Genomic DNA, 13,087 nt, shown 5'->3' with positions numbered 1-13,087 from the left:
TGATCCAGTACGCCGCGGCGATGGCGATGAATCGAGATGCCAGCGATTACTGGATACCCCGCCTTCGCGGGGTATGACGGGCTATTTGGGGTGGGACAATCCCGCCAAAAACCCCGTCAGGTCGTCCGTGACGTAGTCGACATGGGCTGCATCCCGGCCCTCCAGTTCCCAGTCCTCCCGCACCACCTCCTTCGTCCCGTCCGGCACCACCAGCACGGTCGTCATGCCGAGCTGGTGCGGGACGGTGAGATTGCGGGCGAGGTCCTCGAACATCGCCGCCCGGGTCGGATCGACCGCATGGTCGGCGAGGAATTTCCGATAGGTCTGCGGTGCCGGTTTCGGCTCGAACTCGGCCGCGATGATGTCGAACACGGCGTCGAAATGCGAGCCGAGGCCGAGACGGGCCAGCACCGCATCCACATGGTCGACCGAACCGTTGGTCAGGATCAGCTTGCGCCCCGACAATTTTGCGATGGCTTCGCCGAGCGCCGGGTTCGGCTCCAGCGGCGAGTGGTCGATCTTGTGGACGTAGGCGAGATAGTCGTCGGCGGAAACGCCATGCAGGGTCATCATGCCGCGCATGGTGGTGCCGAAGCGGCGGTAATAGTCTTTCTGGATCGCCCGCGCTTCCTCCGGGCCGACGTTCAGCCAGTTGCAGACGAACTCGCCGATTCGGGCGTCGACCTGCTGCCACAGATTGACGTGGTGCGGATAGAGCGTGTTGTCGAGGTCGAACACCCAGGTGTCGACGTGGGCGAAGCTGCGGGGGGATTTCATCACGGCTCTCACGATCACGGCGCGGCAAACCGCAGCGTCTTGCCGCCGCTCGACATGTCCACCGCGGCAAAGCCCGTCACGGTAAATCCACGCGCGCCGCAATCGGTCTGCTCATTGGTCTCGAACTTGGTCTCGCGCGTGCAGAGCTGCTTGTCGCCGCTCCAGTTCAGCGGCCGGTCCTTCAGCTTGACGACCCGGTTGTCGGCGTCGACCGCTTCGGCGAAGCTGAAGATCTGCTTCGGCTGGCCGCTCACATCAGGATGCAGGCAGGACTTGGGATCGATGCGATACCAGCCGCGGCTGGTCACGGATTTGCCGTCGTCGGTCGCGATTGCCGCCATCACCTTGTGCGGCGTGTCGTTGCACCAGGTGAGGCCGGTCGCGGACGGCGTCTGCACCGCATCGACCATGGTCTTGAAGAAGTTCTGCGAGCCGACGACGTCCGACGACAATCCGCGGCTCTTCAGGAAGGCGGCGAGCGCGGCTTGCGTCTTCGGCCCGTCGACGCCGTCGATCGGCGCAGCGTCATAGCCTGCGATCACCAGCAGGCGCTGGATGCCGGCAAGGCGCGCCTGCTCGTCGTCATATTCGGAATCCTCGGCGAGATAGGCCGTGAGGTTGCCGTCCGCCGCTTGCGTCGGCGTCACTTGCGTGAACGGGACCTGCGTCTGGCCGGTGCGGCACTGCCGTGCGGCTGCAATGACGAAATTGTCCTGTGCCACGCACAGCATGTCGCGGCCGTTCTGCGGGATCGGAGAGGCGCCATAGACGCCGAGCGCGCGAGCATTGAGCAGGATGCGGTCGGCGGTCAGCGTGCCCTGCACCACCACGCGGCAGGCCGCGGGATCGATCCTGAACCAGCCGCGCGTCGCGGTCGCCGCCTTGTCGTCGATGCCGATCGCGGCCTCGACGACATAGGACATCCTGTTGCAGATCTTGAGATCGGCAATCGCAGGGGCGGCGGAGGAGACGAACGAGACGGCAGCGGCGGGCAGCGTCATCAGGAAGCGGGTGAAGGGGGAGCGGCGGGGGCGACGCTGCCCCGTCATTCCGGGATGGTCCGCAGGACCAGACCCGGAATCTCGAGATTCCGGATTCGCCCGTCGGGCGATCCGGAATGACGGAGCGAAGCGAGCACCGTGGATGTCCGGGTCAAGCCCGGGCAAGACGACCTTCTTCCGCTGCTCGCGTTCGCTCATCACTTGTGGATCAGCGTTCCCGTGCCCTGGTTGGTGAAGAGCTCGAGCAGAACCGCGTGCTGCATCTTGCCGTCGATGATGACGACGCCCTCGACGCCCTGTTCCAGCGCGTAGATGCAGGTCTCGACCTTCGGGATCATGCCGCCGGAAATGGTGCCGTCGGCGATCAGTTTTCGCGCGTCCTTCACCGACAGTTGCGGGATCAGCTTCTTCGACTTGTCGAGCACGCCGGGCACGTCGGTGAGCAGCAACAGGCGCTTGGCCTTCAGCGCGCCCGCCACCGCGCCGGCGAAGGTATCGGCGTTGACGTTCAGAGTCTGGCCGTCCCTGGAGGTCGCCAGCGGCGCCAGCACCGGGATCAGCTCGTAGCCGATCAGCTGATTGAGGAGCGTGAGGTCGACCTTCTCAGGGTCGCCGACGAAGCCGAGATCGATCGCCTTCTCGATGTTCGAGCCCGGATCGATGATGGTGCGCGTCGTCTTGGTCGCCTTCACCATGTTGCCGTCCTTGCCGGACAGGCCCACCGCCTTGCCGCCGGCCTCGTTGATATAGCCGACGATCTGCTTGTTGACGGAGCCGGCGAGCACCATCTCGACGATCTCGATGGTCGCGGCGTCGGTGATGCGCAGGCCGGCGGCGAACTCCGATTGAATGCCGAGCCGCTTGAGCATGGTCGCGATCTGCGGTCCGCCGCCATGGACCACGACGGGATTGATCGCCGTCTGCTCCAGCAGCACGATGTCGCGGGCAAAGTTCTTCGCGGTCTCCTCGTCGCCCATGGCATGGCCGCCATATTTGATGACGATGGTTTCCTCGTCATACTGCTGCATGTGCGGCAGCGCCTCGGACAGGATGCGGGCCTGGTCGAGCGGAGAGATGTCGGTCATGTCACGGTCTCGCTGGCGGGTCGGTCGGTGCGCGTTCTATCCGATTGGCGGGCGTGGCGCAAAGTGTGGTGTTCCCTCTTACCCTCCCCTGGAAGGCAGGGCTATCGCATATGAGAGTGATGTCGCGTGCGGCCATCCTTCGAGACGCCCGCCGTTGGCGGGCCCTCAGGATGAGGACCGAGTGCGTTTCGCTGGTTTCGACGGGGGCCGATGCCGCTTAGCCTCATCCTGAGGAGACCGCGAAGCGGTCGTCTCGAAGGACGAGGCGCGCGCTCAGCTCGTGCAAAGAGCCACATGCGATTCCCTTGCCTGAAGGGGGAGGGTAAGAAAGAGCGCGCTACTTTTTCGCCACCACCGCAGCCAGCGTCACCGCCAGCCAGCTCGCGATCATCACCGTTCCGCCGGTCGGCGCCGCCATCGGAAACAGCGCGTGCCCGGCATATTGCCGCAAGGTGAGGTCGCCCGCGAACAATGCGGCGCCGAACACGAAGCCGAGTGCAGCGACGAGTCCAATTCCGCCATGCAGAAGGCCGCGTGCGAGCAGGGCGATCACGGCGAGCATGGCAGTTGCATGAAACAGCAGCATGGCGCTCGCCGAGGCAAGCCGGCTCGCATCCACGCCGTGGGCGGAGGCAGCGGCCAGCGCGACGCCGGCGGCGCCCATCAGTCCGGCAAGCCCAATCAGGAGGCGCTGGGCCACCATTATTTGCTCCGCTCTTCCAAGAGCTTCGCCATCGCGGCGCGCAAGCTCTCCATGCCGGTCGAGCTGCGTGACGAGGTGGCAAGCACGTTCGGGAACGCGGCGGGATGCTTGGCCAGCGCGGCCTCGGTCTCGGCAATGCGCGCCTGCAGCTCGGACGCCTTCACCTGGTCGGCCTTGGTCAGCACGATCTGGTAGCTGACCGCGGAGCGATCGAGCGTCTTGAGCACCTCGAGGTCGACGTCCTTGATGCCGTGCCGTGCGTCGATCAGCACGTACACGCGCGCGAGGCTGGCGCGTCCCAGCAGGAATTTGTGAATCAGCTCGGTCCAGGACGCGACCTGGCTCTTCGGTGCCTTGGCATAGCCGTAGCCGGGCATGTCGACGAGGCGCAGGTCAGTCTTGCCGGGGACCTCGAAGAAGATCAGCTCCTGGGTGCGGCCCGGTGTATGCGAGGTGCGCGCGAGGTTGTTGCGGCCCGTGAGCGCATTGATCAGGCTCGACTTGCCGACATTGGAGCGTCCGGCAAAGGCGACCTCCAGCCCCGCCATCGGCGGCAGCGTCTGGATCGAGGGCGAGGCCCAGATGAATTGCCAGTCGCGGGCGAACAGCTTTCGCCCGGCCTCGATCAGCTTCGCATCTTTGTCGTCGGTCATGCGAAGGCTCTTTTGGTGCACCGTCATTCCGGGATGGTCCGAAGGACCAGACCCGGAATCTGGAGATTCCGGGTTCGATGCTTCGCATCGCCCCGGAATGACTGAGAGAGAGACTTACGTCGCCTTCCTCGCGAACGTGGCCTTGAGATTGTCGAACAGCTCCACCTTCACGCCGTTGCGGCGCATGATGTAGCTCTGCTGGACCACCGAGAGCAGGTTGTTCCAGGCCCAGTAGATCACGAGGCCCGCCGGGAAGCCCGCCAGCATGAAGGTGAAGATCAGCGGCATCCAGTTGAAGATGATCTGCTGCGTCGGATCGGGCGGCGTCGGGTTCAGCTTCATCTGGAACCACATCGTGATGCCCATGATGATCGGCCAGATGCCGAGTGCGAGATAATGGCCGAACACGGGAATCGTGGTCGGGTCGAACGGGATCAGCCCAAACAGGTTGAAAAGATTGGTCGGGTCCGGCGCCGAGAGGTCCTTGATCCAGCCGTAGAACGGCGCTTGCCGCATCTCGATGGTGACGAACAGAACCTTGTACAGCGAGAAGAACACCGGGATCTGGATCACCACGGGAAGACAGCCGGCGACCGGATTGATCTTCTCCTTGCGGTAGATCTCCATCATCTCCTGCTGCTGCTTCACCTTGTCGTCGGGATAGCGCTCCTTCAGCGCCTGCAGCTGCGGCTGGATCGACTTCATCTTCGCCATCGAGGCGTAGGACTTGTTCGCCAGCGGGAAGAACAACAGCTTCACGATCACGGTGACGAGCAGGATCGAGATGCCGAAATTGCCGAAGAGGCGGTAGAAGAAGTCGAGGCCGAGGAACATCGGCTTGGTGATGAAGTAGAACCAGCCCCAGTCAATCAAGAGATCGAAATGGTTGAGGCCGAGCTCCTTGTTGTAGCCGCCGAGGCCGGCAAACGGGAACACGCCGACGACGCCGGCTTCTTTGGCGCCCGCGAACAGCCGCGCGTTCGCCGTTGCGGTGCCGCCGATCGCGACGGTGACGGGGTCGAGCAGATAGTCGGTCTGGTAGGTGTGGACGTTGCCGACCGGGTTCGACGAGAAGCGCGCCTGAAGCTGGGCATTGGTGTCGGGCAAAAGCGCCGAGGCCCAGTACTTATCGGTCATGCCTAGCCAGCCATTGGTGGCCTTGAAGTTCACCGACTTGGCTTCGTCGATCTTCTTGTAGGCATATTCCTGCAAGCCATCGAGATAGCCGATCAGGCCTTCATGCAGGATGTAATAGCCGGACACCTGCGGCGCGCCATGGCGCGAGATCAGCGCGAACGGGTAAAGCGTGACCGGCGCGTTGCTGACATTGCTCACCTCGTCCTTGACGGTGAAGAGGTAATGATCGTCGACCGAAATGGTGCGGCGGAAGGTGAGGCCGTCGCCATTGTCCCACTTCAGCACCACCGGGGTCGTGGGGGTCAGGCTGCCGCTGCCGTCCTGCTGCCACAGCGTCTGGGCATCCGGCATCTTCGCCGTCACGCCCGTCGCCGCCACCCAGCCGAACTCTGCGTAATAAGGCTCGGCGGTTCCCGAGGGCGAATAGAGGATGATCGGCGGCGACTTCGGATCGACCGTCTCGCGGAATTGCACCAGCGCGATGTCGTCGATGCGGCCGCCCTTCAATGAGATGCTGCCGGCGATCCGCGGCGTGTCGATCTTGACGCGCGGGCTGGCGGCGATGGCGGCATCGCGCGCAACAACTGGCTGGGCCTGGTTCACAGCCGGCGTGGCCGGCTGAGTTGCGCCGCCGGATTGCGGCGCGGCACCGGGTGTCGCGGAGCCGGGTGTCGCGGAGGCGGTCGGCTGCGGCGCGGGCTTCTGAAGCTCGGCCTGCGCCTGCTGCTGGGCGCGCTGCTTCTCCATCTGCGGCACGTTGTAGAAATATTGCCAGGCGATCAGGACGAGGCCCGACAGAATGACGGCGAGGATGGTATTGCGATTGTCGGTCATCTCGATTGTCTCGTCATCAATCCGGTTTGCAGCTGGCAGCAGGAGCGGGATTGGACCTTGTCCGGTCAGTCCTGGGGCCGCGTCGCTTCGCGGGTCCCTTGTCAGTCCCCCTGGCGGTATGCCGCGCGGGCTTCGTGAACGCTATGCGCAGATCGTCGAGCATGGCGGCGAAGGGGCGCGAGAGCGCGTCCCTTCGGCCGACCAGCACATAATCATGATGGGGCTGCATCGACACCGGATCGAGCCGCTTCACCAATTCGCGAAGCCGGCGCCGGATGCGATTGCGCTCGGGGGCGTTGCCGTTCTTCTTGGTGACGGTGAAGCCGATCCGGATCGGGCCGCCGTCATCGCGGGGACGGCTTTGCAGGACGAACGCGGGACTGTTCACCCGCGCGCCATTGGCAACGGCGAGGAAATCCGCTCGCTGCCTCAGCCGATCCATGATGAAATCCCAAAAAGGGGGTCTGGCTCAGGCGCTCAGACGCTTGCGGCCGCGGGCGCGGCGGGCGGCGAGAACCTTGCGGCCGCCGGCAGTGGCGAGACGGGCACGGAAGCCGTGACGGCGCTTGCGCACCAGTTTGCTGGGTTGATAAGTCCGCTTCACGGGTTTTTCTCCGCTGACCGGGCAATTTGCCTGTAGAATTGATGGTAAAGTCCGGAAGATGCGGCCCAAACGGGCCCTTTTCCGGCCCCAAGAGAGCCGCTCCCGGCGTCAAACCGGGTCATCGCGGACAATTCGCGCGGCTTATAAGGGAGCGTCTTGTTTTCGTCAACGCCGCACAAGCGCGCGATTTCCGTGAATAACGCTGTTTGCAAGGGGTTTTTAACCCTTGAGGTGGCGACTCGCGATATCAGCTCCTAAATCCCACCTTGGCAGATTAGCGATCCGTAATTTGACCCGGCCAGGGTCGGGTCGCATCTTCTTACCGCCAATTCTTCACCCGCCAAAAGGGCAGCGAGGGCGAGTTTCGTGGCAGCCACAGACCTCCAGCCGATCCACGATCAGGATCAGCCGGACCCGCCGGCGATGCGCCCCCGTGGGACGCGCGGGCTCGGGTTGTCAGGCAAGCTGCTGCTGCTCACCGTTCCCCTGGTGATGATCGCGGCCAGCCTGCTCTACGTGCCCGCCATCGCCAACTTCTGGGTCAACCGGCTGAACGACCGCGTGGCGGCGGCCAACACCGCGGCGCTGGTGCTGGATGCGGCGCCGCTCGGCATGGTTCCCGATTCGCTGTCGCGCCAGATCCTCAAAAGCATCAATGCCCGCGCCGTCGCCATCAAGATGGGCCAGCAGCGCCGGCTGCTCGCCAGCGACAACATTCCGTCCGCCATCGAGCACGACATCGACCTGCGCGACATGACGGCCTGGGAGGCGATCACCGGCTCGTTCCGGATGATGCTGGAGACCGGCAACCAGGCCATCCGCATCGTCGGTCCCGGGGTCGGCAATGCCCAGTTCATCGAGATCGTCACCGACGAATTGCCGCTGCGGCAGCAGATGTATCGATTCTCCCGCAACGTCGTGGTGGTCGCGCTGATCATCGCGGTGCTGACCGCCGGCCTCGTCTATCTCGCGCTCCATTATCTCTTCGTGCGCCCGATGCGGCGGCTGACCGCGAGCCTGGTCGGCTTCCACGAGAACCCCGAAAGCTCGGCGGGTATCATCGTGCCGAGCCAGCGCAGCGACGAGATCGGGGTCGCCGAGCGCGAATTGTCGGACATGCAGCGCGACCTGATGTCGATGCTGCATCAGAAGAGCCGGCTCGCCGCGCTCGGCCTCGCCGTCTCCAAGATCAACCACGATCTGCGCAATCTGCTGGCCTCGGCCCAGCTCCTGTCGGATCAGCTCGCCAGCGTGCCGGACCCGCGGGTGCAGCGTTTTGCGCCGAAGCTGGTGCGCTCGCTCGAGCGCGCCATCGCCTTCTGCCAGTCGACGTTGTCTTACGGCCGCGCCCAGGAGGCCGCACCGGACCGCCGCATGATCCTGATCGAGCCTGTCGTGCTGGAGGTGCGCGAGACCGCGGGCCTCGCCAACGACGCCTCGATCGCCTGGGTCGCCGCGATCGAGCGCGGCCTTGCGATCGATGCCGATCCCGATCAGCTGTTCCGGGTGCTGCTCAACCTCGTCCGCAATGCTGCCCAGGCGCTGGAGAGTCATGCCTCCGGCGACGGCGGCCCGCAGCAGATCCGGATCACCGGGAAGCGCGAAGGCGCCGTCGCAATCATCGAGGTCTCCGACACCGGTCCGGGCATTCCGCAGAAAACCAGGGAGCACCTGTTCGAGGCGTTCCAGACCTCCGGCCGCCCGGGCGGCAGCGGTCTCGGCCTTGCCATCGCTGCCGAGCTGGTCCGCGCCCATGGCGGCGATATCCATCTGGTCGAAGGCACCATCGGCGCCACCTTCCGCATCGTCATTCCCGACCGCCCCGTGGAGCTGCTCTCCATCCGCAACGAGCGGCAGAGGGCCTAAGTCGGCCAGGGGCCGAGTTTCTCCGTCGTTCCGGGGCGGCGCAAAGCGCCGAACCCCGGAATCCCGAGGTTTTGACGCGAGATTCCGGGTTCTCGCTTCGCGAGTCCCGGAGTGACCAGGTAGAGACCGTCATTTCCATGCAAAATCTCCCCATCCCGGACCTTGCCAATCGGGACAAGAGCGGGTAGTCAGAGCGCTCTTTCGCACCCCCTCCGGCTCTGCCGGGGGCTGCCTCGCGGGCCACGCCCGCGCTGATTGCGAAACACGCGCCCGTAGCTCAGCTGGATAGAGCATCAGACTACGAATCTGAGGGTCGGACGTTCGAATCGTTCCGGGCGCGCCATTTGCCTCGTTGAAATCACACGCCTTTACCGTCTTCTTTTCTTTCCCGAGAGGGCGTGGTTTGCAGTTCGTTGGCAAACTCTGTTCGCGGTGAGCTCTCGAAATTGAAGATCGCTTGCTTATCCGACCGGATCTCGAACCGAGATCAGTCATACAGGTCAATCGGCGAGGCGTGATGGTCCATTTGCTGTTTCCGTTTGCAGCGCGTCTGCCGCGAGTGCGACTTGGCAGCGTAGGAGGCCGCGGCGGGGTTGCCGATCGGGCCGCGGTCGAAATGATTCAGAACGGCCGCGATTTCGGAAAACGATTGGTCACAATTATTCTTGTCACGATCGCGCATCTACCATCGTTCGCAGCGGCACAGACCTCGTTGCTAACTGAATCTGTGAATGTGCTTGATGCAAATTCCGCAGTTGTGGCGACGTTATCCGTACCGCGGTCCAGCATTCAAAGCTCAGAAGTTGCGGTCCTGATCAATGATAACGATCCGCAGTCGGTGGAGATTGCGAACTACTATCAGCAGGTGAGAAATCTTCCCAGCCGAAACATGATTCATTTGAGGTTCGAGCAAGACAAAATCTACCCCGGGCTTCCTGCAAATAACGGTATTGATCCTGCTGAGTTTGCGGTGCTCAAGCAGCAGGTGGATGCCCAGGCAGGTCCAGAGGTTCAGGCGTTTGTGATTTCCTGGAGCAGGCCGTTTCGTATCGCGCGCTTCAACTACTACCCCACGAATTATTCGATTACGAGCGCCTTCGCCTATGGAATAGATGCGCAGTACCTCACGAGCAGGAGTTGCGACAGCACCCCCCTAAGTCCGTACTACGATTCACGATCGACAATGCCATATACGGATTTTGGCATTCGCCCAGCCATGATGCTCGCAGGTGAAAGCGCAACGAGTGTAAAAGCGACGATCGACAAGGGACTGAAGGCGGATCGAAGCCTTCCGAGAGGGAACGGCTGGTTCGTGAGAACCGCAGACAATACGAGGAGCATGCCTCGATATCCCGACTTCCAGGCAACTGTTCAAAATTGGAATCGCCCAGAAGCACTCAGGATGACTTACTACGACCGTTCAAGACCAGGTGGGCCGTCGGAAGTCAAAAACACCAAGGATATTCTCTTTTACGAGACGGGGTTGGCGAACATCTCAAGTCTCAATACAAACACCTATGTTCCTGGCGCTCTGGCGGACAGTCTTACTTCAGGCGGAGGCGATTTATTTGGGTCGAATCAAACGAGCGCACTACGCTGGCTTGAAGCTGGGGTCTCAGCAAGTTACGGCACGGTGACCGAGCCCTGTGCATATGCAGATAAATTTCCCGCCGCTTCAGTGCTCGTAAAGAACTATTTCCTCGGCAACACAGCCCTTGAGGCATACACGAAATCGGTCCGACAGCCGTCCCAAGGCGTTTTCATAGGCGATCCGCTGGCAAGACCCTTCGGTACGCAGGCGACGCTTGTGAACGAAGTTCTCAATATCAAGACGTCGATCCTTGAACCCGGAGTAGACTACAATCTTTACTCAGCACCATCACCGACCGGCCCATTTTCGCTGATTAGCACAATTTCGGTGCCAGACTATCGCTTCGCGATGATCACCCTGACTGGGATGAGAGCGCCGTTCTACAAACTGGACCGCGGAGGTGAGAGTGCTCCGCGACCGGATCGACGCAATTAAGAGAGCTGTCACGCGTGGTGGGGCGGGGGCGTCCCGGATGCCTTTCGACCGTGCTTGTCAGGTTGGTGATGACGAGCTAAGGCAACTCGCAACCATGGCAGACTACGAATCGGACGTTCGAATCGTTCCGGGCGCGCCATTTTTCGACGGAAGGTCAGGACAAGACAGCATCTGGTCGCCAGACCGGCCTAAGCCCGGACGGCGACGCCGTGTGAGGAGCTGGATGAGAATATCGCAGGCGTTCAAGTTCGAGGCGGCGCATCGGCTGCCAAACGTGCCCGAAACCCACCGATGCCGCCGGCTGCATGGTCATTCCTACCGGGTCGAGGTCCAGCTGGACGGGCCGGTCGATCCGCACACCGGCTTCGTCGCGGATTTCTTCGACATCGAAAAAAGCTTCGCCGACATCCTGGGCGCGCTGGACCACCACTGCCTGAACGACGTCGAAGGCCTCGAGAACCCCACCGCAGAGAATATCGCGATCTGGATCTGGGACCGGTTGAAGCCGAACCTTCCGCAGCTGTGGGCGGTCCGGGTCTATGAGACGGCGGACTGCTGGGCCGAATATCAAGGGCGGTGACGACAGCCCCGCGCTGATCCGGGCCTTTATGGGAAGCTATAGCTGCGCGGCCCCTCGCGCCGATCCCGCATCAACGGCCCGCCAGCACCTCCTTGCATTTGGCCGCAAACGCATTGAGGTAGGCGCCCATCTCGCTCGCCAACGCGTCGGACCGGTCGACATTCTGCAGGCTCATGTTGAGTGCGTAGACCGGGAGCCCCTCCAGCACGATCGGCGTCGCGACGGCGAGAACGGCGGGCTGCCACGACACGGCGCAATAGCCGTCGCGTTCGACCGAGCTGATCGATCTCCGGACCTCCGCAAGCAGCGTCTTGGTAGCCGCTGTGCTGCGCCGCTTGAACTGCTTCAGCAACCGCTCGCGCTCGGCCGCTGCAATGCCGGCCAGATAAGCGCGACCCAGCGACGTCAACTCCATCGGCACCTGTTGGCCGGCGACGACGTTGCGCAGCGCCGCGCGCGGGCTGTAGCGGATCGACTCCAGATAGACCATCATGGTTCGATCCGCGGTCGCTAACCCCACGTTGAGCCGGCGCTTGGCCGATTCCGCCCGCATCATCGGTCCGATCGCGTTGAGCACGGGCGATCCCGTCCGCATCGCGTGACCGATGCTGATGACGGACGCGGCAAGGCGGTAGGCCCGCTGGTCACGGACTTCGTCGAGCATCCCGGAATTGACCAGCGTTCGTGTCAGCCGGCTGACGGTGGATCGCGGCAATCCGGTTCGCTCCGCGATCTCGCCGTTGCCCAGCGTGTCGACGCCGGGCCGGAACGCCCTGAGGATCTCGATGCCCCGTTCGAGCGAACGGTTGCCGTCGAGCCCGCCCGCATATCTGCGCGCCTGTGCCATGTTCGCCCTTTCGTTTCCACTAAGTGGAATTAAGGGGATGTCCGGTGGGCTGCAAGCCGCTATAGGCAGCGGAAAGAATAATGCCGGATGGCGCACGGCTCGACGAGGAAACCGCAGCTTGCGGAGCTCGCGCCGAACATTCGTCGCGCGCCGGCCGATCCGACTCCGAGGAGCCTGCCATGTCCTATCAGCTCATCGAATTTTTCGTCGAGGCCGGCGTCGCGACGATCGCCTTCAACCGGCCCGAACGGCGCAACGCCATGAGCGACGAGATGCGCGCCGTATTCGCCGGCGCGCTCGAGCCCGTGTCCCGCGACAAGGCGATCAAGGCGCTGGTGCTGACCGGGCGCGGCAACGCCTTCTGTGCCGGCGGCGACATCAGCGGCATGAAGCGCCGGCTCGAGGCGCCGCAGGGCGAGGTCGCATTCAACGGATGGAGCCGTCAGCAGGGCGTGCATCACGTGCAGTCGCTGCTGCTCGGCCTTCCGAAGCCGACGATCGCCGCCGTCAACGGCGCCGCGGCGGGGCTCGGTGCCGACACCGCGCTGGCCTGCGACTTCGTTATGGGCACGGAACGATCGAAATTCACCTGGTCCTACATCAAGCGCGGTCTGATCCCCGACGGCGGCGGGCTGTATTTCCTGCCGCGCCGGGTCGGGCTTGCCAGAGCCAAGGAGCTGATCTTCACCGGCCGAATCGTCGAGGCGGACGAAGCGCTCGCGCTCGGGATCGTCGATCGCAAGGTGGCCTCGACTGACCTCCTGTCGGCCGCGCAGGCCTGGGCGGCCGAATTGGCCGAAGGCTCTCCCACCGCACTGGCGCTGAGCAAGAAGATCCTGAACGAGACGTTCGAGCACTCCGCGCACGACATCTTCAATCTCGGCAGCCAGGCGCAGGCGATCTGCTACACCAGCGTCGAGCATCGCGAGGCGGTGACGGCGTTCCTCGCGCAATCCACCTCGAAGGATTGAGCG

General features: G+C 63.4%; 13 protein-coding genes and 1 tRNA gene. 5 read left to right on the top strand and 9 right to left on the bottom strand.

Features of this window, described 5'->3' with window-relative positions; translation table 11 throughout:
• Positions 1-81: 81 nt before the first annotated feature.
• The 8 genes from P6U31_RS34160 to rpmH form a co-directional block, all read right to left on the bottom strand.
• Positions 82-777 carry a pyrimidine 5'-nucleotidase gene (locus P6U31_RS34160; protein WP_407185996.1) on the bottom strand — a complete coding sequence of 232 codons (696 nt, stop codon included), beginning with the start codon at positions 775-777 and terminating at the stop codon, positions 82-84.
• Positions 778-791: 14 nt separating this feature from the next.
• On the bottom strand, positions 792-1,778 hold the full coding sequence (locus tag P6U31_RS34155; protein ID WP_407190035.1) for a DUF1036 domain-containing protein: 987 nt from the start codon (positions 1,776-1,778) through the stop codon (positions 792-794).
• A gap of 197 nt (positions 1,779-1,975) precedes the next feature.
• Entirely contained in the window at positions 1,976-2,863 is an 888-nt protein-coding gene (gene argB, locus P6U31_RS34150; protein WP_407185995.1) for an acetylglutamate kinase, read from the bottom strand.
• Positions 2,864-3,200: 337 nt separating this feature from the next.
• A complete protein-coding gene (locus tag P6U31_RS34145) occupies positions 3,201-3,566 on the bottom strand; it encodes a DUF423 domain-containing protein (protein ID WP_407185994.1) in 366 nt (121 codons plus the stop codon).
• Positions 3,566-4,219 carry a ribosome biogenesis GTP-binding protein YihA/YsxC gene (gene yihA / locus P6U31_RS34140; protein ID WP_407185993.1) on the bottom strand — a complete coding sequence of 218 codons (654 nt, stop codon included), beginning with the start codon at positions 4,217-4,219 and terminating at the stop codon, positions 3,566-3,568. The genes P6U31_RS34145 and yihA overlap by 1 nt, the downstream gene beginning before the upstream one ends.
• 114 nt (positions 4,220-4,333) lie before the next feature.
• The gene (gene yidC, locus P6U31_RS34135; protein ID WP_407185992.1) at positions 4,334-6,190 is read right to left on the bottom strand and encodes a membrane protein insertase YidC; all 1,857 of its coding nucleotides are present in this window, start codon (positions 6,188-6,190) and stop codon (positions 4,334-4,336) included.
• A gap of 16 nt (positions 6,191-6,206) precedes the next feature.
• Positions 6,207-6,632: a ribonuclease P protein component gene (rnpA, locus tag P6U31_RS34130; RefSeq protein WP_407185991.1), complete on the bottom strand. Its 426-nt coding sequence runs from the start codon at positions 6,630-6,632 to the stop codon at positions 6,207-6,209.
• 27 nt (positions 6,633-6,659) lie between these two features.
• Entirely contained in the window at positions 6,660-6,794 is a 135-nt protein-coding gene (rpmH, locus tag P6U31_RS34125; RefSeq protein ID WP_008542748.1) for a 50S ribosomal protein L34, read from the bottom strand.
• A gap of 366 nt (positions 6,795-7,160) precedes the next feature.
• On the opposite strand from rpmH, the gene P6U31_RS34120 reads away from it, so the two are divergent.
• The 4 genes from P6U31_RS34120 to queD all read left to right on the top strand — a co-directional run bounded on the left by P6U31_RS34120 (position 7,161) and on the right by queD (position 11,266).
• A complete protein-coding gene (locus tag P6U31_RS34120) occupies positions 7,161-8,660 on the top strand; it encodes a sensor histidine kinase (protein WP_407185990.1) in 1,500 nt (499 codons plus the stop codon).
• Between the two features lie 266 nt (positions 8,661-8,926).
• Positions 8,927-9,003: transfer RNA gene (locus P6U31_RS34115), tRNA-Arg, on the top strand.
• A 174-nt stretch (positions 9,004-9,177) separates the two neighbouring features.
• Positions 9,178-10,686 (top strand): TIGR03790 family protein, encoded by a 1,509-nt coding sequence (locus P6U31_RS34110; RefSeq protein WP_407185989.1) that lies wholly within the window; start codon positions 9,178-9,180, stop codon positions 10,684-10,686.
• Positions 10,687-10,909: 223 nt separating this feature from the next.
• Positions 10,910-11,266, top strand: a complete 357-nt coding sequence (gene queD / locus P6U31_RS34105) for a 6-carboxytetrahydropterin synthase QueD (protein ID WP_407185988.1) — start codon at positions 10,910-10,912, stop codon at positions 11,264-11,266.
• Between the two features lie 70 nt (positions 11,267-11,336).
• Here queD and P6U31_RS34100 read toward each other — a convergent pair whose 3' ends face one another.
• Entirely contained in the window at positions 11,337-12,113 is a 777-nt protein-coding gene (locus tag P6U31_RS34100; protein ID WP_407185987.1) for an IclR family transcriptional regulator, read from the bottom strand.
• Positions 12,114-12,292: 179 nt separating this feature from the next.
• Here P6U31_RS34100 and P6U31_RS34095 point away from each other — a divergent pair, with 179 nt between their 5' ends.
• The gene (locus tag P6U31_RS34095; RefSeq protein WP_407185986.1) at positions 12,293-13,084 is read left to right on the top strand and encodes an enoyl-CoA hydratase/isomerase family protein; all 792 of its coding nucleotides are present in this window, start codon (positions 12,293-12,295) and stop codon (positions 13,082-13,084) included.
• Positions 13,085-13,087: the final 3 nt, after the last annotated feature.

It is taken from the genome of Bradyrhizobium centrosematis (genome assembly GCF_045571495.1).
Lineage (GTDB): Bacteria > Pseudomonadota > Alphaproteobacteria > Rhizobiales > Xanthobacteraceae > Bradyrhizobium > Bradyrhizobium centrosematis.
This window is presented reverse-complemented; position numbering and strand designations above follow the sequence as displayed.